Origin of the sequence: Flavobacterium hydatis (assembly GCF_000737695.1) — a bacterium.
Lineage (GTDB): Bacteria > Bacteroidota > Bacteroidia > Flavobacteriales > Flavobacteriaceae > Flavobacterium > Flavobacterium hydatis.
The window spans coordinates 37,075-60,883 of sequence record NZ_JPRM01000002.1 but is presented as its reverse complement, the minus strand read 5'-3'; the positions used below and the strand labels follow the sequence as shown (position 1 = coordinate 60,883).

General features: G+C 32.0%; 22 protein-coding genes. 13 read left to right on the top strand and 9 right to left on the bottom strand.

From position 1 onward, the window contains the following. Positions 1-53: 53 nt before the first annotated feature. From clpP to IW20_RS01605, 4 genes are all read right to left on the bottom strand, one after another. Positions 54-728 carry an ATP-dependent Clp endopeptidase proteolytic subunit ClpP gene (gene clpP, locus IW20_RS01620; RefSeq protein ID WP_035617906.1) on the bottom strand — a complete coding sequence of 225 codons (675 nt, stop codon included), beginning with the start codon at positions 726-728 and terminating at the stop codon, positions 54-56. 172 nt (positions 729-900) lie between these two features. Further along, on the bottom strand, positions 901-2,226 hold the full coding sequence (locus tag IW20_RS01615) for a trigger factor (RefSeq protein ID WP_035617903.1): 1,326 nt from the start codon (positions 2,224-2,226) through the stop codon (positions 901-903). Between the two features lie 119 nt (positions 2,227-2,345). Continuing rightward, positions 2,346-2,690, bottom strand: coding sequence for a phage holin family protein (locus tag IW20_RS01610; RefSeq protein ID WP_035617901.1), 345 nt, complete (start codon positions 2,688-2,690; stop codon positions 2,346-2,348). Positions 2,691-2,745: 55 nt separating this feature from the next. Next, positions 2,746-3,510 carry an alpha/beta fold hydrolase gene (locus tag IW20_RS01605; protein ID WP_035617899.1) on the bottom strand — a complete coding sequence of 255 codons (765 nt, stop codon included), beginning with the start codon at positions 3,508-3,510 and terminating at the stop codon, positions 2,746-2,748. 219 nt (positions 3,511-3,729) lie between these two features. Here IW20_RS01605 and IW20_RS01600 point away from each other — a divergent pair, with 219 nt between their 5' ends. Next, positions 3,730-5,148, top strand: coding sequence for a hypothetical protein (locus tag IW20_RS01600; protein ID WP_035617897.1), 1,419 nt, complete (start codon positions 3,730-3,732; stop codon positions 5,146-5,148). A gap of 50 nt (positions 5,149-5,198) precedes the next feature. Here IW20_RS01600 and IW20_RS01595 read toward each other — a convergent pair whose 3' ends face one another. The 3 genes from IW20_RS01595 to IW20_RS01585 form a co-directional block, all read right to left on the bottom strand. Continuing rightward, positions 5,199-6,053, bottom strand: a complete 855-nt coding sequence (locus IW20_RS01595) for a DUF4249 domain-containing protein (protein WP_035618122.1) — start codon at positions 6,051-6,053, stop codon at positions 5,199-5,201. A 3-nt stretch (positions 6,054-6,056) separates the two neighbouring features. After that, positions 6,057-8,252, bottom strand: a complete 2,196-nt coding sequence (locus IW20_RS01590; RefSeq protein ID WP_240478445.1) for a TonB-dependent receptor — start codon at positions 8,250-8,252, stop codon at positions 6,057-6,059. 158 nt (positions 8,253-8,410) lie between these two features. Then, positions 8,411-9,124 (bottom strand): pyridoxine 5'-phosphate synthase, encoded by a 714-nt coding sequence (locus IW20_RS01585; RefSeq protein ID WP_035617892.1) that lies wholly within the window; start codon positions 9,122-9,124, stop codon positions 8,411-8,413. Positions 9,125-9,239: 115 nt separating this feature from the next. Between IW20_RS01585 and IW20_RS01580 the strand changes: the two genes are divergently transcribed. The 8 genes from IW20_RS01580 (at position 9,240) to murI (ending at position 17,638) form a co-directional block, all read left to right on the top strand. Further along, positions 9,240-9,899 (top strand): CBS domain-containing protein, encoded by a 660-nt coding sequence (locus IW20_RS01580; protein WP_035617890.1) that lies wholly within the window; start codon positions 9,240-9,242, stop codon positions 9,897-9,899. 82 nt (positions 9,900-9,981) lie between these two features. After that, on the top strand, positions 9,982-10,866 hold the full coding sequence (locus IW20_RS01575) for an NAD kinase (protein WP_035617888.1): 885 nt from the start codon (positions 9,982-9,984) through the stop codon (positions 10,864-10,866). A 172-nt stretch (positions 10,867-11,038) separates the two neighbouring features. After that, positions 11,039-11,722, top strand: coding sequence for a type IX secretion system protein PorG (gene porG, locus IW20_RS01570; protein ID WP_035617886.1), 684 nt, complete (start codon positions 11,039-11,041; stop codon positions 11,720-11,722). Positions 11,723-11,727: 5 nt separating this feature from the next. Then, entirely contained in the window at positions 11,728-12,465 is a 738-nt protein-coding gene (locus IW20_RS01565; RefSeq protein WP_035617884.1) for an isoprenyl transferase, read from the top strand. Continuing rightward, complete coding sequence (bamA, locus tag IW20_RS01560) at positions 12,398-15,127, top strand: outer membrane protein assembly factor BamA (RefSeq protein ID WP_035617882.1); 2,730 nt, start codon at positions 12,398-12,400, stop codon at positions 15,125-15,127. Before IW20_RS01565 ends, bamA begins: the two co-directional genes overlap by 68 nt. Positions 15,128-15,162: 35 nt before the next feature. Further along, positions 15,163-16,203, top strand: coding sequence for an OmpH family outer membrane protein (locus IW20_RS01555; protein WP_035617880.1), 1,041 nt, complete (start codon positions 15,163-15,165; stop codon positions 16,201-16,203). A 16-nt stretch (positions 16,204-16,219) separates the two neighbouring features. Beyond that, positions 16,220-16,717, top strand: coding sequence for an OmpH family outer membrane protein (locus tag IW20_RS01550; protein ID WP_035617878.1), 498 nt, complete (start codon positions 16,220-16,222; stop codon positions 16,715-16,717). Positions 16,718-16,861: 144 nt separating this feature from the next. Next, positions 16,862-17,638: a glutamate racemase gene (gene murI / locus IW20_RS01545; protein ID WP_035617877.1), complete on the top strand. Its 777-nt coding sequence runs from the start codon at positions 16,862-16,864 to the stop codon at positions 17,636-17,638. Between the two features lie 3 nt (positions 17,639-17,641). Here murI and IW20_RS01540 read toward each other — a convergent pair whose 3' ends face one another. Beyond that, positions 17,642-18,880, bottom strand: coding sequence for an OmpP1/FadL family transporter (locus IW20_RS01540; protein WP_035617875.1), 1,239 nt, complete (start codon positions 18,878-18,880; stop codon positions 17,642-17,644). After that, positions 18,881-20,206, bottom strand: coding sequence for a DUF4270 family protein (locus IW20_RS01535; protein ID WP_035618120.1), 1,326 nt, complete (start codon positions 20,204-20,206; stop codon positions 18,881-18,883). Between the two features lie 230 nt (positions 20,207-20,436). Here IW20_RS01535 and IW20_RS01530 point away from each other — a divergent pair, with 230 nt between their 5' ends. Genes IW20_RS01530 through IW20_RS01515 form a run of 4 tightly spaced genes read left to right on the top strand, consistent with a single transcriptional unit; the run spans position 20,437 to position 23,747 of the window. Then, positions 20,437-21,282 (top strand): DUF6268 family outer membrane beta-barrel protein, encoded by an 846-nt coding sequence (locus IW20_RS01530; protein ID WP_035617872.1) that lies wholly within the window; start codon positions 20,437-20,439, stop codon positions 21,280-21,282. A 16-nt stretch (positions 21,283-21,298) separates the two neighbouring features. Continuing rightward, a complete protein-coding gene (locus IW20_RS01525; protein WP_035617871.1) occupies positions 21,299-22,294 on the top strand; it encodes a Kelch repeat-containing protein in 996 nt (331 codons plus the stop codon). Beyond that, the gene (locus IW20_RS01520; RefSeq protein ID WP_035618118.1) at positions 22,284-22,637 is read left to right on the top strand and encodes a DUF4907 domain-containing protein; all 354 of its coding nucleotides are present in this window, start codon (positions 22,284-22,286) and stop codon (positions 22,635-22,637) included. The genes IW20_RS01525 and IW20_RS01520 overlap by 11 nt, the downstream gene beginning before the upstream one ends. Then, positions 22,638-23,747: a sensor histidine kinase gene (locus IW20_RS01515; RefSeq protein WP_035617869.1), complete on the top strand. Its 1,110-nt coding sequence runs from the start codon at positions 22,638-22,640 to the stop codon at positions 23,745-23,747. Positions 23,748-23,809 lie beyond the last annotated feature (62 nt).

Sequence of the window (23,809 nt, the reverse complement as noted above, 5' to 3'; positions counted from 1 at the left end):
AAAACAATGCACTTTGTTACTTAGTGCCTTTGCAACTTTGAACCTTTAAAAATTTATCCTCTTCTCAAAACTTCATCAATCATTCCGTACTCTTTAGCTTCATCAGCAATCATCCAGTAATCGCGCTCGCTATCTTTATGTACTTTATCAAAAGTTTGTCCTGAATGCTGAGAAATGATGTTGTATAACTCATCTTTCAGTTTCAACATTTCACGTAAATTGATTTCCATATCTGTAGCAACTCCTTGAGCTCCTCCTGATGGTTGGTGAATCATTACTCTTGAATGTGGCAAAGCCGAACGTTTTCCTGCTGCTCCTGCACATAATAAAACAGCTCCCATAGAAGCAGCCATTCCTGTACAAATTGTAGCTACATCTGGCTTGATGTATTGCATTGTATCATAAATTCCTAATCCTGCATAAACGCTTCCTCCTGGAGAGTTTAGGTAAATCTGAATATCTTTAGATGCATCTGCACTTTCTAAAAATAACAATTGTGCCTGAACGATATTTGCAATTTGATCATCGATTCCTGTTCCAAGGAAAATGATTCTGTCCATCATTAATCTTGAAAAAACGTCCAACTGAGAAATATTCAACTGTCTTTCTTCGATAATATATGGAGTCATATTAGTTGGAGTCATTGCACTTACGATTTTATCGTAATACATAGCATTCACTCCTTGGTGCTTTGTAGCAAATTTCTTAAATTCTTTACCGTAGTTCATATTTTTTTGTTCTAAGTTGTACGTTACTATATTGTATATTTTATTTCATCAAAGGTCATACCTCTTTATAAACAATGCCAATATGTCTTATTTTAAATTTAAAATCTAAAAAAAGAGAGCGTCAAAGAAAAATATTCTTTTGACGCTCAAATATACTTATTTTTTTTAGAAATTATTCTCCGTAAGAAGCTGCAATAAATTCTTCGTAAGTTACTTCTTTAGTTGTTGGATTTGCTTTTTCTTTAAACAATACCAATAACTTCTCTGCAACAACTTGCTCAGAAAGTCTTTTTACTTCTTCTTGGTTAGATAATACTCTTGCAACAATTGCTTGAACTTCTTCGTCTGTTGGATTAGTTTGTCCAAATTGAGCCATTTGTTGTTTGATAGCGTTTGTTGTAAATGCTTTCAAGTCTTCAAATGTAATTTGGATATTACTTTGTGCCATTGCTTTTCCTTCAATTAATTGAAAACGTAATCCTTTTTCAGATCTTGCGTATTCAACTTCTGCTTCTTCTGGAGATAATTTTTTCTCTCCTACAGTTTGCAACCATTTTTTAAGGAATTCAGCTGGCAATTCAAATTTAGTGCTCTCGATTAAGAAATCCTGAACATCTAATAATAATTTTTGATCTGCTTGTTGTGCAAATTGAAGCTCTGCATCTTCTTTAATTTTTGCTTTCAAATCTTCTAATGAAGCTACTTTACCTTCACCAAAAAGTTTATCAAACAATTCTTGGTTTAATTCTGCCAATTCTGCACCGTTGATAGCTTCGATAGTAAAGTTTGCATCTACTTCAAGACCGTGAACGTCATCATGACTTACTTTTAAGTAATCCATTAATTGGTGATCATCTTCAAATAAACCTTTAGTGTTTACTGTTACAACATCTCCAACTTTTTTCCCGATGAATTTATCAGCAGTTTTTTTGTCTTTAAAGATAGAAAGTGAGATTGTTGTAGTATTGTTGATTCCTTTTTCTTCGTTTGTAAAAGTTCCTGTAATATCAGAATCTGCTACAACTACGTCTTGAGGAATTGCTTTTCCAAATTGTTTTTGGATACGCTCTACTTGACCATCGATTAATTTATCATCTGCAGTAACGATATATTTAACGATATCATTTTTACCTTCAAGATTAATTTCGAAGTTTGGTACTAAACCAATTTCGTATTCGAATACTAATTCTTCAGCATCCCAATCAAAATTTTCGTTTTCTTTAGCAAGTGGAGTTCCAAGAAGATTTAATCTTTCAGATTGAATATAACGCTCCAAAGCCAAATCAACTACTTTTTTAACTTCTTCTTGCTTAATTGCTTTCCCGTATTGTTTTTCAACAAGGTCTTTCGGTACTTGCCCTTTTCTAAAACCTTTTACAGTTGCCAAAGGCATTTTTTCGTTTATTCTTTTTGCTACTTGACCTTTGTAATCCATATGAACAACGTTCAATACAATTGTCTCATTTACTGCGTTTATTGCTACTCTTTTAATATCCATCTTCTTCTTTAATTTACATAATAAAATTGGGTTGCAAAATTATAAAATTTTTGCAACCCAACCAAGCTTTTTAATATATTGATAAGAAGTGCTTTTTAATACACTTTCTTCTTTCTCATTTATTTATCTTCTCCAAGCACTTTATATGTAATAGACTGTAGTATAGATAGTAGGATACTAAAAATTAATGCTGTCCAAAAGGAGTCGACTGTAAATCCGCCGACAATTTTAGTACATAGCAAAATAATTAGCGCATTGATAACCAATAAAAACAACCCAAACGTAAGTAATGTAACTGGTAACGTGAACAATACCAACAATGGTTTAATAAAAACGTTAAGCAATCCTAGTACCACAGCAACAATTAAAGCAATAGTAAAACTAGCTACGTGTACGCCTGGCATAAAATGAGCAATTAGCAATACTAAACCTGCGGTAATCAATATTCTGAGTAGTAATTTCATATTTTTTCGTTTTAAAATTCATTTAAAAGTAATGATTTTTTCATCAAAAGAATAATTATTTCTTCAAAAACTCAAGTGATAGTTCGTAAAACATCTTAGGATTTTCGGCATGTAGCCAATGCCCAACGTTAGGAATTGTCTCGATACTTGAGTCTGGAAAATGTTGTTTGATATTCTCAAAATCAGAATCTAAAATATATCTCGAAGCACCTCCTCTAATAAATAATGTAGGATTATTAAAAACCAAATCAGCATCTAATTCTTTACCAATAGCTTCTAAGTTAGTATTAAAAACTGGTAAATTAAATCGGAACGCTAATTGCCCCGGTTCAATCCAATAAAGATTTTTCATTAAGAATTGTCTTGTTCCAAAATCAGATATATATTCTGCCAGAATAGCTTCGACATCATTACGACTTGGTTTTACCGAAAAATCGACTGCATTTAATCCTGCCAAAATATCCTGATGGTGTTGCGGGTAATATTTAGGAGCAATATCGGCAACAATTAATCTATTTACTTTTTCAGGATGTGCTGTTGCAAAAAACATAGCCGTTTTACCTCCCATTGAATGTCCTATGATATCGACTTTATCCAAATTATTGGCTTCGCAATATTCTAAAACATCTTGCACCATCGCCTCATAAGTAAATATATCCGAATGAAAACTACGCCCATGGTTACGTAAATCTAAAATATGAACCTGAAAACCATCGGCTGCAAATTGAGTTCCAAGTGTTTTCCAGTTATCAGACATCCCTAGGAATCCATGAAGAATCAATAATGGCTTGCCTTCACCTTCTATTTTTGAGTATAACATTTAATATAATTTTATTTTTAATTGACTAAATCATATTACAAAGGTAAAAAACTAATTTAACCTAACGAAAATCACTAAAATCAGGTATTGTGAGATTCTTCAATAACACTAATTTTGCTTGAGATTTTAACTCTTTTAATAAGAAAAAGTTTTAATCTAAAATCAACCAGATCAATCAAAAAGATTGATTAAATACACCCTTAACATAAACCCTTTACCATGATTAAAAAACTACTTCTAGCTTCTGTGATTATTTCGCAGTTGGCTATTTCGTGCTCAAGTAATGATGACGAACCCACTACAGAACCTACTGTAACTACTCCTAAAGATGAAACGCTACAGGAACAAATTGCTAGAATTAGCAAACTACCTTACTCATCTTTAGCTCCTGGTGACCAAAAAGTAAAACTTGAGGTTGAAGCAAATGACATGCTTGTGCAAATGGAGAAAACAAAAACTTCTGGTGCAATCGAAGCTATTCAAAATTTAGGAAACTTATTAAACTCTAGTCCAGCTGATATTTTTGGTGGAAAAAACGGAAATGAAGTAGAAGATATTTTAAAAGTAGCTGATGTTTACGGTATTTATACTTGGAACAACACTGAAAAAATTTGGGTTAAAACATCTTCAAGTTCAGATTTAAAATTTATTTTCCCTGCTAAAATAAAAGGAACAGAAAATAACGCAACATTTTCTGTTAAAAGTGTTTCTTCTGACATAAAAGTGACGTTTATAGACACTTACGGAAGTTGGTCATACGACCCAATAAAAAAAGAAATGATTAAAAGTCCAACAATAAATGACTACTTCTTTTTACCTACATCTGCAGATGCTACTTTAACAATTGGCGGTGCTCAAGCAGCAACTTTTGCAAGTAGTGCAAAATACACTAACGGAATCGTAGCTCCAGACCAAGCTAGTTACAAAATGGTATTAAACGATGGATATACTCTTGAAGTTAGTGGTAACAAAAAAGCTACTGACAACACTGGTAAAGGTTCACTTACATATAATGGAAAGACTTTAGTAGAATTTACAGCAGGAAGTACTGCAGATATTGATGGTTTACTAAAAGATGAGCAACTTGCTCAATACAGAGGTAAAGCAAATGGAGTAGCAAAAATCATGGATAACTTTATTATTGTTGCTGATACAGATAATGCTGGAGAAGCAAAAGATGATGAAGCTTTAGAGAAAAGTTTAGTTTATCCTGTATATCCAAACGACAGCTATAAACACAATAGTGACTACAAAGGATATCGTACAGCACTAAACATATACCGTCAAAAATATTCTGAAGGCATTGTAAATAATTCAAATAAAAACATAAAACTAATTTTAGTATCTAAAAAAGATGGAACTAAAATTGCTGATCTTGTTCAACGTTCTGAAAAAGGAGATAGCTACACTGTCGAATTACCTGTTTGGGTAACTAGTAAAGACAGTTATTATCCTGAAGGCGGATATTGGTCGTGGAATGGAAAAGGAGAAACAATAACGATGCAAGAATACGAAGAAATATATTTCTTAAAATTCAATGACAATACTCAAGTAGAAATGAGTGTATATTTCTCTAAAGGATTTGAAAATTTTCAAGGTAAATTTCAGGATTTCATAAAATCTTTTAATAGACAATAATTACCTTAAACTTACCCTAAAGCCGATTTGAAAATAATTTCAAATCGGCTTTATTTTTTTATAGTCGTTTTAACCTGTACTGTACTTTGTCCATAGCCAGCCCAAATACCTACTCCTCCTTTTATATTTGTTTTTAGACTTGTATTAGAGGGATAAATTGGATTTTTACTGTTTACTATTTCGTTTTGCCAACTATTCCAAAATTCAAATGCCTCTTTGTTCATTGTTCTTAATTTCACAAAAATCAAATCACCATCGGTAAAATATGGTGTGAATTTAGTTTTAGGAAAAAGTAAGATCCCTCTGTTTATTTGCATAGAAATCGAATGTGATTCAAATTTATCATCATCTAGATTTCCATAAAAAGCAGGAACAAAAATCGGCTCTTTCTTATCTATTTTTGTAGCTATTTGATAATAATTCTTTTCGTTTACAGGATCATCAAACTTTATAAAAACATATCCTGTAGTATCACTTACATTCTTCTTCTCGTATGTTGCACTTATAATTGGTACGCTTTTCGGAATACTTGTAGTAGCTTCTAATACTCTATTTAAGTATTCAACTTTTAATGTGTAGGTCTTCCCCGCTTTCCCAATTACCTCGCTACCAAAATATACAAATGGCGGAACTCTGTTATCATCATTCCTAACTCTTAACACCTCTGTTGTTTCCCCGTCTGACACTGTTATCTTAGCCGAACGTATTACATGATCCAGAACATTGGTCGAATCAATAACGTTACCTATCGGTATCGTTCTCGATAATATTACTTGCGCCCCATCACCTTCCTCAATCCAACCTTCAACAGCCAGTTTAGATTCTAATTTAATTCCGTCATTAAAAGTATCGTTGTTACAACTACATACTATAATCATCAAAAGAAATAAAATGTATTTTTTCATCATCTAAAATTTAAATCTCCAACTTACAGAAGGAAGTATTCGATACAAAACCTTTTTCTCTGGCTTAACAATTACACTGTTTTTATCTTCATTCATAATAACACTTAGGACGACATAAACAGGATTTTCGACACTAAAAGTATTATAAACAGAAAAATTAAGTGCACTTTCTTTTCTAGCCGTTTTTACAAAATAGTAATTAACCGAAAAATCTGTTCGAACATAATTTGGCATTTGTGCATTATTATACTCCGAATATTCCTTAACCGGATTATTATTTATAAAATACCAAGATGTAGGCATTGTAAAACGATTACCTGAACTAAAAATTTGAGTAACTCCAAAATTCCATTTTGAGCTTAAATCATACGTTCCTACCAAAGCCAAATTATGACGCCTGTCGTATTTAGCATAATAGGTATTTCCGTTATTAAGCTTATCAAAATTTCTATCAGACCAACTTAAGGTATAACTTATCCAGCCTTTAAACTTACCACTGCTTTTTTTGAGCATAAACTCTAATCCGTACGCTTTTCCATCTCCTTCTAACAAATCATTTTTTAGTGTCGAAATTTGATTAAACTGCGTAACTCCATAAGGATATTCTAGCAAATGCTTCATGGAGCGATAAAATGCGCCAAACGAAGAACTAAAACTTTTAGAAATAGTCTGATTAGAACCTAAAGCAAATTCGTTTGAAGATTGCGCAGGAATTCCATCGGTACTTGCAACCCAAAAATCAGTAGGAATCCCTACACTCGAAGTTGTTATTAAATTTAAATATTGATTTTGCCTGTTGTACGAAGCATAAAACGAGACATTCTTATTCATATAATAATTAAGAACAGCGCGCGGTTGAAAATGCAAATATGTTTTTGAACCCGAATTATAATAATTGATTCTTAATCCTAATTCTGCAATTAAATTATCTAATAATTTTGGTTTTGCCGTTGTAAAAACAGCCACTTCATTAGCTTTAACCAAATTACTTTGATTAATATTATTCGCAGTACTTAAATTTTCTATTTCAATTTTTTGTGGCTGCAAATTATGATGTACATATTGCAAACCCGACTCAAAAGAAGTTCCTTTTATAGAATAATCAACCGAATTGGTAAACCCAAAATCTTCTACAAAGGAAGAAATTCCCATTTGTATTGTCGATTGCTCCATATTTAACTCATTTGTATATCGTGTATAATAAATAGCATTAGACATTGTTACATCCGAAGATAACTTAGAAACTAAAGTAGGTGATATATTAAAATTACTCCATTTTAAACTCGCGTCTAAAGCCAAATCAGAGTCTTTGATTTTCAATTTATCGTCACTTGTAAAAGCTGAAACGGTTAATAAGTTACTTTTAGAAATTTCAGTAACAAAAGTTAAGTTAGCATCCGAAAATCTGTATTTCATATCCTGAACATCATCATCCTTAGATTTTGAACTTACCAACGGAGCAATTATTTCGTCGATGTATGTTTTTCTTCCTGATATCGTAATTCCTGTTTTTTCACTAATAGGAATCCCTAATGTAACTTGTGATGCCAACAAACCAACGTTTCCCTGAACTGTAAATTCTGAAGGGATTTTTTTATTCGGAATTAATAGAGTTGTAGAACTTAAACGCCCTCCATATTTTGAGTTTGAACTTGATTTATCAAATTCAACTTCTTGTATATGATCGGTATTATAAAAAGGAAAAACACCTAATAAATGTGACATTCCGTAAATGGGCGTTCCATCGTACAACATAGAGTTATGCCCCGGATCTCCTCCTCTTACATACAAATATCCATTTGCATCACCAGAATTCTGTACTCCAGGTGTAAGCTGTAAAATCTTGACAATATCGGTTGTACCTAAAACTGTTGGAACTGTAGATAATTCTTTTAAACTCAAAGATAATTTACCACCAGAAAGATTTTTAATAGCCATCTTTTTATCATTAGCTATCACAACTTCTTCTAAAAGAGAAATATCTTTTTCTAACGTTATAGAAATCACAGTGTCTCTCTTACAGTTAAAACTGATAGATTTTTCTAGATATCCTAAATGGTTAATGGTAAGTTTTACTAATCCAAGCGGAAGATTTTCGGTAAAGTGACCCAAAGTATCACTTATTGAATAGTAGTCTTTATTATTAATTTGAAAAGAAATGTTTACTCCAATTAGGTTTTCATTTTCTAATGATTTCACATTTCCTGCTATAGTAGCTCTAGGTTGTGCGAATATGTTAGAAAAACAGAGTAAACAGAATAAAACAATTAGTCTCAACACTTAATTTTAATAAGAAAAGTGCGAAAGTAAACAATTATAACCCAATTACATCAGGTTATAATTGTTTAATTGCTTTGTTATTTTAGTTTACGTAAGTACATATTAACTACATTATCTAAACCAAGATAAATAGCTTCAGAAATTAAAGCATGTCCTATAGAAACTTCTAATAAACCAGGAATATTTTGTTTAAAAAATTCGATATTATCCAAACTTAAATCATGTCCTGCATTAATTCCTAAATCTAGCTCGTTTGCCAATTTTGCAGCAGCAACATAAGAATCAATTCCGCCTTTATTACCTAAACTATATTCATGTGCAAAAGCTTCTGTATATAATTCAATCCTGTCTGTTCCTGTTTTTTTAGCACCTTCGATAATATCTAAAACTGGATCAACAAAAATCGATGTTCTAATTCCGTTACGCTGAAATTCTTGTATAACTTCTGTTAAATACTCCTGATTTTTTATAGTATCCCAACCTGCAGAAGATGTAATTGCTCCAATCGCATCTGGAACCAATGTTACCTGTGTTGGTTTACATTCTAAAACCAAGTCGATAAAATTATGCTGAGGATTTCCTTCAATATTATATTCGGTATATACAATTGCTTTTAAATCACGTGCATCCTGATAACGGATATGGCGCTCATCTGGACGTGGATGTATCGTGATTCCTTCTCCTCCAAACTTCTGAATATCGGCAGCAACTTTTAATAAATCTGGTACATTTCCTCCTCGAGCATTACGTAACGTTGCAATTTTATTGATATTTACACTTAACTTTGTCATATAAATGGATATTAATTCTAGTAACACTATATTTGTTACGACAAAAATACAAAGTAAAACTTAGGAGTTTTTGCTATTTTTTGATTATTTTGCATCAAATATTGCTGATTGATTTATGACAGACATTACAAATTATATTACCAATGACTTTAGAGCAATCAATAGTCAGGAAACCATAGCTTCGGTTCAGGATTTCTTTGCCGATTTGAGTTTCTCTCATTTTCCTGTCCTGGAAGATGGCGTATACATTGGCAGTATTGCATCCGACGATATTGAAACATTTGACATCGACAAGAAAGTAATTGATTATAAATACACTCTCGAACATTTCTTTGCTCGTAGTAATATGATCTGGCTTGATGTATTGGAAGTTTTCGCTAAAAATCACACCAATTTAATTCCTGTTTTAGACGAAAACAATACTTATCTTGGTTTTTACGAAATAGGCGATATCATTAAATTTTTTCATGAAACCCCTTTCTTAAAAGAACCAGGTGGAATTATAATTGTAAAAAAAGGACTTCTGGATTACTCAATGAGTGAAATTACTCAAATTGTAGAAAGTAACAATGGTAGACTTTTAGGTATTTTTGTTTCTGATGCCAATGCAGACAGTGTTCAAATAACTATTAAAATTAGTTTAGGAGCAATGAATGAAATCATTCAAACCTTCCGAAGATACAATTACGAAATTATATCTGAACACCAAGAAGACACCTATATCAATAATTTAAAGGAACGTTCTGATTATTTAGACAAGTACCTTAATATATAATGTTGTTTGTTGAATCGGTTAATTATTTAATCGCTTTAACGAAAAAGATTACCGATTACACAATTAACCGATTAAACATCAGATGAAAGTAGCTATCTACGGACAATACTATCTAAATAGTACAGACCCAATTATTAAAGACATATTTGTTTTTTTTACCTCTAATAATGTCGAAATGGTTATCGAAGCCAATTTCCTGAAGATACTTCATGAAAAAAAGATAATCGAAAAAGAATACAAAACTTTTTCATCTCATACAGAATTAGACAGTAGCTTCGAAATGCTTATAAGTATAGGTGGAGACGGAACTATTTTAAGAGCGGCAACTTTAATTCGCAATTCTGGAGTTCCTATTTTAGGAATTAATGCAGGTCGATTAGGATTTCTTGCCACCGTACAAAAAGAAAACATAGCTGCTTTTATGCAATTTGTAATCGACAAAAAATATACTATATCCGAAAGAACCTTATTGAGTTTAACAACCGAGCCAAGAAATGAAGCCATCGAGGAACTTAATTTTGCAATGAATGAAGTAACGGTAAGCAGAAAAGACACTACTTCGATGATAACGGTAGACACTTATTTAAACGGTGAATACTTAAATTCTTATTGGGCAGACGGATTAATCATATCAACGCCAACGGGTTCAACAGGATATTCCTTAAGCTGTGGAGGACCAATATTAACTCCTGATGTAAACAGCCTAGTAATTACACCTATTGCACCACACAATTTAACAGCCAGACCGCTTATAATACCAGATAATACCGAAATTAAACTTCGAGTATCTGGAAGAGAAGATCATTATCTTATTTCTTTAGATTCAAGAATAGCATCGGTTAAAAACGAATCTATTTTGACCATAAAGAAAACAAATTTCAAAATAAGCATGGTCGAAATACCTGGAGAAACCTTCTTAAAAACCTTACGTAACAAACTACTTTGGGGGGAAGACAAAAGAAATTAGGCTCTTTTTACACATACGACATACTATTTGTAGTGTTTTTCTCGTTTTGCAAGTATCGAATATCCAGTAATTGTTGAGATATTTCATCTTTAATTCAAAAAAAGACAGATTTAACTTAATCAGCATTGATTCGTATTGATAATTATTATATTTGCACGCAATTTTTAATTAAATGAACAAAATTTTTAATTTATTGTTAGGTTTCTTTTTCTTTACAAGCATGAACGCTCAGATACATGAGGTAGGTGTTTTTTTAGGAGGTAGTAACTATGTTGGAGATGTGGGAAGCACAACTTATATAGCGCCAGATAAGCTTGCTTTTGGTGTATTATATCGATGGAATCAAAGCCCAAGACATGCCTATCGTTTTTCGTACACCCAATCAACAATCACCGCAAATGATTTAGATTCAAAAGAAGGTGCTCGAAAACAAAGAGGATATCGTTTTGATAATACAATCCGAGAACTTTCTGCTGGTCTCGAATTCAGTTTTTTCGATTTCAATTTACATGACTCTAAAAGAAAGGTTACACCGTATGTATTTTCAGGGATTAACTATTTTAGATACGAACAATTATACATCCAATCGGGTGAAACAGAAAAAGAAAAGAATTCAGGTTCATTTGCAATTCCTATGATATTAGGTGTAAAAACAAATTTAACTACTAATTTTGTTTTAGGATTAGAGGTTGGAGCGCGATATACCTTTACAGATAATCTTGATGGTAGTAATCCAGATAATGATAATTTAAAATCATTACGTTTTGGAAACTTAAATAATAATGACTGGTATGTTTTCTCTGGAGTGACTTTAACGTATACCTTTGGAAACAAACCTTGCTATTGCCCTTATTAAAAAAAATGAATTTAGACACATTAGATAAAACAAACTTACCACGACATTTGGCCATTATTATGGATGGAAATGGACGCTGGGCAAAACAACAAGGTTTCCTGAGAGCTTTTGGTCATGAAAATGGAACAAAATCGGTAAAAGAAACCATCGAATCTTGCGCCAAGATAGGAATCGAATTTTTAACATTATATGCCTTTTCTACTGAAAACTGGAACAGACCTAAGTTAGAGATCGAAACTTTAATGAAGATACTTATTAACTCATTAAAGAAAGAACTTGGTACTTTACAGAAAAACAATATCAAACTTAATGCAATTGGGAATTTAGATAAATTACCTCAATCTGCTCAAAAAGAGCTTTTGGATGTTATTGATAAAACAAAAAACAATACAAGGCTTACGCTCACATTAGCTTTGAGTTACGGTTCTAGAGAAGAGCTTGTAAACGCTGTTAGAATCATCAGTAATAAAGTTAAAAATAATATAATTTCAATAGACACTATTGACGATTCAATTATAAATGAGCATCTTTACACGCAAAATTTACCAGATGTAGATTTATTAATACGAACAAGTGGAGAACATAGAATAAGTAACTTTTTGTTATGGCAGATTGCCTATGCAGAATTATATTTTACTAATGTCTTATGGCCAGACTTTAAAGAAAAGGATTTATATGAGGCTATCATTAGTTATCAAAAAAGAGAACGTAGATTTGGAAAAACAAGTGAACAAATTAAATGATTTTTTAGTGTTACAAAAAAGAATAAAAATAGTACTTACCCTATTGGTTTTTGGTAGTTTTTCACAAATAAAAGCGCAAGAAAGAATTCCTTTTGACCAAGGGAAAAAATACATTCTTGCCGACGTATCTGTAATTGGTAAAATAAGTTTCAATGAACAAACAGTTGTTACTTTTTCTGGCTTGCAAAAAGGACAGGAAATAACAGTTCCTGGAGAAGAAATAAGTGGAGCAATCAAAAAACTAGGAAAACTTGGTCTTTTTGATGAGATTTCATTCTATGTAAACAGGATTGAAAACGATAGTATATACCTAGACCTAGACATTGTAGAACTTCCTAAATTAAACGAAGTAAAATTTGTTGGTATTAAAAAAGGTAAAGTCGAAGCATTAATTAAAGACAACAGTTTAACAAAAAACAAAATTGTAAACGAAAATTTAATTACGACAACCAAGAATTATATTGAAAATAAATACAAAAAAGAAGGTTACTATAACACTAAAGTAACCATTACTACTACTGCCGATACAACCTCTACAAACCAAGTAAATATGCTGGTACGTGTAGATAAAGGAGATAAGGTAAAAATTAGCAAAATTGAGTTTGAAGGCAACAAAGCTTTATCTGATGCAGCGTTACGTGGTGCAATGAAAGACACCAAGCAAAAGAATCCTATTCGTATTTTTAAAGCTTCAAAATTTATCAAAGATAAATACAAAGCCGATTTAGACAAAGTTATTGCTAACTATAAAGAAAAAGGATATAGAGATGCTCGTATCTTACATGACTCTATTACTTATGACAAAAAGAAAAACGCTTTAGCTATAAAAATAGATGTTGAAGAGGGGAACAAATACTACTTTGGTGATATCAAATTCTTAGGAAATACCGTTTACTCTGACCAACAATTAAACCGTTATTTAGGTATTAAAAAAGGAGAAACTTATAATGGTGTACTTTTAGAAAAAAGGATTGCAGATAAGACAAAACCTGATGCAGAAGACATCACCAATTTATACCAAAACAATGGTTATTTATTCTCTAACATTAATGCTGTAGAGGTAAAAACTGTAAATGACACTATTGATTTTGAAATTAGAGTTACTGAAGGCCCAATCGCATATTTTAATAAAATTTCAGTTGTAGGTAACGACAAAACAAACGATAAGGTAATTTACCGTGAGCTAAGAACTAAACCAGGTGAAAAATACAGCAAAGACTTATTAGTAAGAACTATTCGTGAGATTGGACAATTAGGATTCTTTGATCCTGAAGCAATCGATCCAAAATTCAAGAATGTAGATGCTGCTGCAGGAACTGTAGATATTGAATATCATCTTGTAGAAAAAGGATCTAGCCAGATCGAACTTCAAGGAGGTTATGGTGGAGGTGGTTTTATTGGAACCTTAGGGCTTTCATTTAACAACTTCTCTGCTAGAAATTTATTCAACAAAAATGCTTACAAGCCTTTACCAATGGGTGACGGACAAAAAGTAGCTCTTCGTTTACAAGGAAGTACTTATTTCCAAACCTATAGTGTATCGTTTTCTGAACCATGGTTTGGAGGAAAAAAACCAGTACAATTTAGTACATCGATATCCTATAGTAAACAGTTTTTAAATAACTATGTTACACAAAAGGTAGATAAGAGCAAAAGTTTCAACATATTGACATTATCTGTTGGTAAAGCCAAAAGATTATCTGTACCTGATGATTTCTTCGTATTATCACAATCTGTTAGTTACCAACATTACGACTTAAATAATTACAACACGGGATTATTTACTTTTGGTAATGGTACATCAAGAAACTTAGCATACACTATCGGTCTAACAAGAAGTAATAAAGGGGTTAACCCAATATTCCCAACATACGGTTCTGAATTTAGTGTTTCGGCAAAAGTTACTCCGCCATATTCTTTATTCAACGGAATTGACTATGCTAACTTAGGAAACGAGAAAGAATACAAATTACAGAACACTGTTGACAGATCAAATGTTCCTGATGCCAATGGAAACATTGTGCAGATTGGTGATTATATTGATGCAAACGGAAACAAGGTTAGCGACTACACTCTTGCCGCTACAGACCAAGGAAAAGTGGATCAAAAGAAATTTAATTGGCTAGAATACTACAAAATTAAGTTCAAAGCTGATTGGTACACGAAAATTTATGGTAAATTAGTACTGCGAACGCTAACTGAATTTGGTTTCTTAGGAGCTTATGACCAAGCTAGAGGTGTCGTTCCTTTTGAAAGATTTTATTTAGGAGGTGATGGTATGGCTAATTACTCTATGGATGGTAGAGAAACAATAGCATTAAGAGGATATGAAAATAACTCATTAACGCCAGTAAATAATAGAGGTGAACAAATTGGAGCAACGATTTACAACAAATTCTCATTAGAATTACGTTACCCAATTACATTAAAACAATCGGCTTCGATTTACGTGCTTACATTTGCTGAAGCAGGTTCGTCTTATCCAACATTTAAAGATTATAATCCTTTTGACTTAAGTCGTTCTGCTGGTGCTGGTTTACGTGTATTTATGCCTGCATTTGGATTGTTAGGAATTGACTTTGGTTACGGATTTGATGCATTGCCAGGACAAACAAAACCAAGCGGTTTACGCACACACTTTATTATTGGACAACAATTTTAATCGTATTGGTTAAAAATTTCAAATAAATTAATGTTATGAGAAAACAATTTTTATTTATATTTTTGGCCCTGATTGTAGGAATTACAAGTCAGGCACAAACCAAATCGACGAAAATAGGATACATCGACATGGAGTATATTTTACAAAATGTCCCTGACTATAAAGAGGCTCAAACGCAACTCGAACAAAAAGCTGAAAAGTGGAAACAAGAAATTGAGACTAAGAAATTAGACATCAATAAACTTAAAGATGCTTTAAAAGCTGAAAAGGCTTTATTAACGAATGAGTTAATTGACGAAAGAGAAACCGAAATTAAGTTCCTTGAAACCGAAATGCTAAATTATCAACAACAACGTTTTGGCGTTAATGGTGATTTAATTAGACAAAAATCGGCATTGGCAAAACCGATACAAGATCAGGTTTTTACTGCTGTTCAAGATATAGCAGAAGCTAAAAAGTATGATTTCATCTTTGACAGATCATCAGATTTAACGATGCTCTTTGCAGCAAAGCGATATGATGTTAGCGATCAGGTTTTACGAGTTATTACCAGAACGGACAAAAGAGAACAGCTTACGAAAAAACAACTCGCTATAGAAGAAGCGAAAGAGAATAAAGAAGCTGCAATTGATGAAAATCCAGCTTTACAAGAAAGACAAAAAACTCTAGACGAAAGAAAGGCTGCAAGAGATAAAATACTAGAAGACAGGAAAGCAGCTCAAGAAGAAAAGATAAGAGTATACGAAGAAAATAAAAAAGCGCTTAGAGAAGCGAGAGAAGCTAAAAAAAATGGCACGGTTTCTGAAACAGTAAAAAAAGAAGGTGCTTCAGTAACATCAACTCCTACTAAGGAAACAGCAAAACCAGCTGCTACTGATGAAGCGAAAGACAAAGAAAGGTTAGCCGAAGACAAGCAAAAAATGGCTGATGACAGACAGAAACTGTATGATGAGCGCAAAAAAGCTTTAGAAGAAAGAAGAGCTAAAATTTTAGAGGAAAGAGAAGCTGCCAAAAAAGCAAGAGAGCAAAAGGCAAAAGAGGACAAGGAAAAACAAGGAAATACGACCAATAATTAATTAATATTTTAAAATGATGAAACAAATCAAAACTTTACTAATTGCTGCAATACTAGTTTTAGGAGCAAACCAAATGAATGCTCAAGCAAAAGTAGCTCACGTTGATGTAAGCGAAATTATGTCTAAAATGCCAGCAATGATAGACGCACAAAAACAACTTGAGAAATTAAGCGGTACATATGATGCAGATTACAAAAAAATGGTAGAAGAATACCAAGCAAAATTAAAAAAATACGAAGCTGAATCAGCTACAGTAACTGACGCTGTTAATGGAGAACGTTCTAAAGAAGTTCAAGACATGCAAAAAAGAATTGTAGACTTTAGAGATAACGCTCAAAAAGAATTACAACAAAAAGAATCTGATATCGTTAAACCATTAATGGAAAAAGTGAGAGCTTCTATCCAAAAAGTTGGAAAAGCAAAAGGATACCAATATGTTTTAGATGGTTCTACTCTTTTGTTAGCTGACGGTCCAAACGTTACTGCTGATGTAAAAAAAGACTTAGGTTTCTAAAAAACTGTCTTATAAAAAATAAAAAACTGCTCACCAATAAAATGGTTCGAGCAGTTTTTTTATACATAAAATTAATTTTACTCTATTCAAAAATCCTCGTTAAAGGCTTTTATTTGATTCCAAAAAATACTTAACTTTGTTTTTATGACAAACAATAATCCCATAGGCGTTTTCGATTCTGGCATTGGTGGCACTTCTATTTGGACTGCAATTCATCAATTACTTCCTAACGAAAAAACAATCTATTTAGCAGATACTAAAAATGCACCTTATGGTCAAAAGACCAAACAGGAAATAGTAGACTTAAGTAAAAAAAATGTAGATTTTTTACTTGATATGGGATGCAAACTAATTGTTATTGCATGCAATACAGCAACTACAAATGCTATAAAAGAATTAAGAGAACAATATACTGTTCCGTTTATAGGAATTGAGCCTGCAATAAAACCAGCTGCGACAAACTCTAAAACGCAAACTATTGGAATCCTCGCTACACAAGGCACATTAAACAGTGAGCTTTTTAATAAAGCAACCGAAATGTACCAAGACACTAAAATTATTGAACAAGTAGGTCATGGTTTAGTTCCGCTAATTGAAAATGGAGATTTAAACTCTCCTGAAATGGCACAACTTCTTGAATCTTACCTCAGACCAATGATTGAGGCTAATATTGATTATTTAGTATTAGGATGCAGTCATTATCCATATTTAATACCTCAGATAAAAAAAATATTACCCGAACACATTCAGATTATTGATTCAGGAGAAGCTGTCGCAAAACAGACGCAAAATGTACTCCGCGAAAAAATAGGATTTAATAATGGCCCTATAGATGATCCTATATTTTATACTAATGGCAACCCGAAAGTTTTATCGGATATACTAGAAAATAAATATAAAATTGAAGAGAAAATTTTTTAACTATTAATCAATTTTTCTCTTTATAAACCATAATCCATCTAATGATAAATTGAGTGATAATTTATGATAATTCTCTTTTATAAGTCCATCACCAATTTTCCCTTTTTGTCCGTAAGAATACGAAATATTTAGAGTTGAGAAAGAATTACTTTCTAACGGAAGTGTTAGTCCAAGCGAAAAAGAAACATTTTTAACTCTTTGATTATCGACTTCAAGATAACCGGTATCATAACTTATTCCCGTTCCATACCCGATACGATCTATATATTTACGAGCATTCTTTTTGCTCTTATAGGAAACCCCAAATGCCAATCGGTCTTGGTTTACAAAATCTCCATATAACTCTGATTGTTTAGTATCTTTCCAAAGGCTCTTTTCATAATCAAAGGACATGGTCAAATTATTTTTGAAAACCTTGCTCACCCCTATTCCAATTTCTGTGGGCAAATAAAAATCGTCTACATCAGAAGCCGTATCAGAATCTGTAGTTATCGTACCCGAATCTCCTACGCTTGTAACGGTTTGCACTTTAGAAGCTTTAATTCTTGATGGTGATTTAAAAGTAGAACCAATCGTTAGTGTTGAATCTATTTGATATTGAAATCCAAGCGTTGGTCGTAGCCCAACATAATTAGTTTTTTTATTAATATTAGTAATAGAGTTCATTACTGTATAATATCTATCATCTGTAGTGTTACCAAAAAGTACAGCTGCAGAAAGTCCCAAAGACAATTTTTTATTGACTCTATATGCATACGAGAAATCAAAATTATTTAAACCTCCTGTGCCAGTAACGTCTAGATTATATTTATCCTGGCTATTTTCTATTGGAATTTTAAGATCTGAAATTTTAAATGCTCCACTCGAATAAGGCTGTAACGCAACACTAAAAGCAGATTTTTGGGTAAGTGGAAAAGCAAATGCGATATGAGAAAACTGGGCATTATTACGATTCTCTGATTTTGAATTATTTCGATATGTGGTTTCGATAAATTTACCTCCTACATCAAACAAAAAATGATTCTGATACATAAATCCTAATGAAGCTGGATTAAGATTATTTATAAACTCACTAGATGGTAAAGCAATCCCCGAAGAACTAATAGAGGGAAGTGAACCAAAATCGGAATCATACAAACTACCCAATCCGTAAAGTGAATATGGGGAACTAGAAATACTTTGAGAAAACGAAGTCAATGACATTAAAACTAGTAAACCTGCTAACGCTATTTTATTTTTCATTTAATAAGTGATATAATAAATTTTCAATTCCATTTTATTGTTTTGCAATTTCTGGTTTCCTAAAACAAGTCGATTAACTGCTTTATTTATATTAGGAAGCGTGAAGATTAATGAAGATTTCAGATCAGATTGTTTCAGCATTTCTTTTTGCAAAAAACCTCCTATCGCAATTTTATATTCAACATTTTCGTTAAACTCATCACTAGCTTTATTTAATATCGCATACATGGCTGCTCCAGACGAATTATTTAGCGTACCACTAATTCGGTTTAAATTATCTCCAACATATACACGTAATGAATCTGCCAATGGGTATATCTTTGAATAGGAATTAGCAACTGGTTTTATTATTAACTGAGCGTCTACTATTGCTCCTTTTTCGGCTATATATTTTAATCTCTTTATACCCGGAAAATCAACTCTACAGGCAATTCCTGTTCCTGACTGAATAAAAGCTTTATTCTCGGTTTGGGAACTTGGTAACTTGCTCGATGAGATTGGTAAGTTCTCGATAAGAGTACCTGTTCTATCTAATGAAATATTATTAAACTGCTTAGAAGCATCCAGAATAGAAAAATCTTTTACCAAAGATTTCTCAGATTGTCCTTGATATATTGAGTAATAAAGCCTTACTACACTTGTTGCTTGGTTAAACCCAATAACACTCGATGAATTTGTTGTAGATGATGTAAGAACCATTCCCTTTAAATATTCTGTAAATTCATCAAAATTGGTAACTTCTTTTTTCTTTAATTTCTGAAAAAGCTCTGAACCAAAAGCATCACTCATTCTTATATTAATAGAATCTTTTTGAGTTGGTCGCGGTTTATATGAAATCAACCCTAAACTTTCGGGAGAATAAGTTAAAGTCGAATTATTGTAGAAATTTTTATCCTCCTTATTTGGCTTTACTTTTTGAGTTAATCGATGAATATCGAATGTTTGAGTTTGGGTAGTATCTCCAAAGAAATAGTTATCATATTTCAGAACCATTGCAATAGAATCAAAAACATAATTAGGCAAATTAGTGTCTGAACCTCCTGTATTTAAACTATAATTATTTGCAATTAGCTGAAGGTAACTATCCGACTTTACCTTCCCAAAAATAGGATCTACATAGTTCCCTACCAAAATCCTTTTTTGGCTAGATGTAACCAATGAATCAAAATTAATGGTAGACATATCAACAGTCAAAGTATCGATTAAAATTACTTTATTCCCTATCGATAAATAATCCGAACCAACAACAAATTCTCCGGCATCTCTATCCGAATTACAGGAAACCATAAAAACTCCCAGAAACAGCGGTAACAATAACTTGTGCATAAATATTTTTTCAACAAATATAAAATGCACTTTTCTAGAGAACATCACAACATATACGACCTAACCAATTGTATCTATAAATAGAACGAAACAATCTACAAACACCAAGCAATAACAAATAATACCATTCGGCACTAAAATTTGCCATTTAGTCTATTGGAAAGCCCGATATATATATCTTCTTTTTTTAAAAATAATATCATAACTACTTTTGAACCAATAAATAAATAATGAAAATAAAAACTTTACTATCCTTACTTATTATGGTTCCGATGTTTACAATTTATGCTCAAAATGGTTATAGCGTAGATTTAAATATAAAAACTGAACCAGCAGACAAAATCACATTAAACGAAACAAGCATCGGAATTTTGGTTTATAAAAACATCGATGCTAAAAACAAGATTACAAATACATTGCAATACAAAAATATCGGAGTTAAGTATGACATAGAGAATTATGCTTATAAGCACAGTTACAATCCATACAATAGTATCAAGAACACATTACTAGTTGCTCACTTATTAACATCAAAAACAACGTTGAATCTAGAATTAGAACCAACATTAAATTTTCAGGAAAACCTCAATCTTTCTGATTTATCAATTTTAGGAGGATTAGAAATTAATCAGGTTATTAATAAAAACAACATCGTCAGCTTTGGGATAAAAAGAACTAATGCCTTAGGATTACCTCAAATAATTCCAACATTTTCTTTTTATCATAAAATAAATGATGTTGCTAAAATGACTATTGGTTTTCCTAATACAGCAATATCATATTCTAACAATGAACGCAATGTATTTAGCTTGACAAATAGTTTTAATGGCGATTTTTTTAATCTAGATAACACTAAATATTTAGACGATAATACAGCCACAAAAGCGAGTTTATCTCAAATTACTACTGCATTAGAATATGAGAGAAACATGGATGGAAATTGGTTTGTAAATTTTAAAGCTGGGTATGATTTTAATAAAAAATATCAACTATCAAATCATGATACCGATAACGTTTATGATTTTAATATCGGCAACAGCTACATTCTTAACATTGGTATAAAATACAAACACTAACAAATATAAATACATTATGAATAGTTTAAAAAAAGGAATATTATTCGCAACATTCATTACGAGTCTCTCTTTTGTAGGCTGTAGTAATGACAATAACGATGATGAATTGATGGGAAACTGGGTCAAAAAATCTGCTTTTGATGGCCCTGCAAGATCTAGTGCAGCAAGTTTTGTAATTGGGAATTATGCTTATGTTGCAACAGGATATACTGGAGATGAATATCTAAAAGACCTTTGGGTATATAATTCTACAGGAGATTATTGGGAACAAAAAGCAGATTTTACAGGAGTTGCCAGAAGTTCGGCATCTGCTTTTGAGTTAAACGGAAAAGGCTACATTGGTCTTGGTTACGATGGAACTAATAAATTAAAAGATTTTCATGAATACAACCCAGCGACAAATGTTTGGGAGCAAAAAGCTGAATTTGCAGGTTCTGCACGTTATTCTGCAGTAGGATTTCAAGTAGGCGGAAAAGCTTATTTTGGTACAGGTTATGACGGGAATTATTTAAAAGATTTTTATCAGTATAATCAAACCTCTAATACCTGGAATCAAGTAAATGGTTTTAGTGGTAACAAAAGAAGGAATGCGACTGTTTTTGTAATTAATGATAAAGCATATTTAGGCACTGGTGTAAATAGTGGTTCTAATCAAAATGATTTCTGGCAATTTGACCCAAGCACAGATCTTTGGACAAAAAAAAGAAATCTGGACGATAGCGAAAGTGACCATGATACCTACTCGATTGTGCGCTCTAACGCTACTAGTTTTACCATGAATGGCTTAGGGTATATTGCTTGTGGAGAAGGCTCAAAAACAATTTGGGAATACAATCCATCTACGGATTTATGGAAAGAAAGAACCTCTCTAGAAGGCTCTTCAAGAACAGATGCTGTAGGTTTTGCAATCAATGATAGAGGATTTGTTTTATTAGGAAGATCTGGTTCATCCTATTTTGATGATGCTTGGGAATTTAAACCTCTGGAAGAACAAAATGATTATGACAATTAACACAAAAAAACGATTCTTCTGGGCAAAAATCCAGAAAAATTACGCTTCTTCAGGCTCAGTAATTATTATAATAATTGCTATTTTATTACTTGTGGCTTGTAATAAAAAAGAGAACTTTCATGTAGAGTCTATAAAGACGGCTACTGGTTGGGGTTACACAATTGCTACTGATGAAAAAATCATAATCAAGCAAACCATAATTCCTGTTATTAATAATTACAAGAGCTTTACTACCGAAAAAGACGCCTTAAAAACTGGAAATTTGGTTGTAAAAAAGCTTGAAGCTAATTTATCCCCAACCTTAACAAAAAAAGATTTAATTTTATTAGATATAACTATCTAAATGAACGTCGAAATAATCAAGAATACTAGTTCTAACAAAATACTATTTCATAGTGTTATATGGACTTTCTTTATCATAACCTCATTGATTCAATTTTACGAAAGCCCGTTCCAGATAACGCCCGATTTTTATGTACAATGGATTACTGGAATTATATTGTTTTATCTAAACTATTTTTATTTAGTACCTGCATTGCTTTTACAAAAAAAATACTGGCTGTATTCGGCATTTATTGTAGCTCTGATTGTGACTTTTATAATTATTCGAGATAGCTATTTTATGCCTGATATTCAGATAGCGAAAAGAATGCCTCCTATGAGAACTGTTCCTGTAGAAGGACAGCATATGCCTCTGAAGAATATTAAATTTAGAACGACAATGCTTACTCAGCCATTATTTTTTAAGATAGCTCCTTCTTTTTTTTATATCTTAATAGTTACGATAAGCGCTATTATTAAAACATTATCGGAGTTTTATAATAACCAACAAAATAAATTAATCGCCGAAACACACCGAACAACTACTGAGTTAATATATTTACGAAAACAAACAAATCCTCATTTTTTGTTCAATTCCTTAAATAGTATTTATTCTCTGGCACATAAAAAATCAGATTTGGTTCCGGATGCAATTGTTACATTGTCTGAACTAATGCGCTATATGTTGTATGAAACGGACAATAAAACTGTTGCTCTCGAGAAAGAAATAAATTACATCCAGAATTACATTGAATTACAAAAATTAAGATTAAACAACATCGAGAACATTACTATTAATGTACATGGTGAACCCAAAAACAAATTTATAGAACCGTTACTATTAATCTCATTTGTAGAGAATGCTTTTAAGTATGGAACAGATTATAAAGGTGCTGCTTTTGTAAAAATTAGAATAGTTATAGAACAAAACAGTTTGAATTTTTGGGTAGAAAACAAAGTCGAAAACTATAAAAAAGATCCTGAAAATTCTGGAATTGGATTAACTAATATTCAGAGTCGCCTGGACCTTCTCTATCCAAATGCTCACGAACTTAAAATAACCGAAACCAAGAAATTTTATAACGTACATCTCAACTTAAAACTAGACGAAATACAAACGGCTATCACTTAAGACCAAGTTAATAATGCTGCAGATTGTAGCAAACTATAACAGGAAATTAACTATTGAAAATT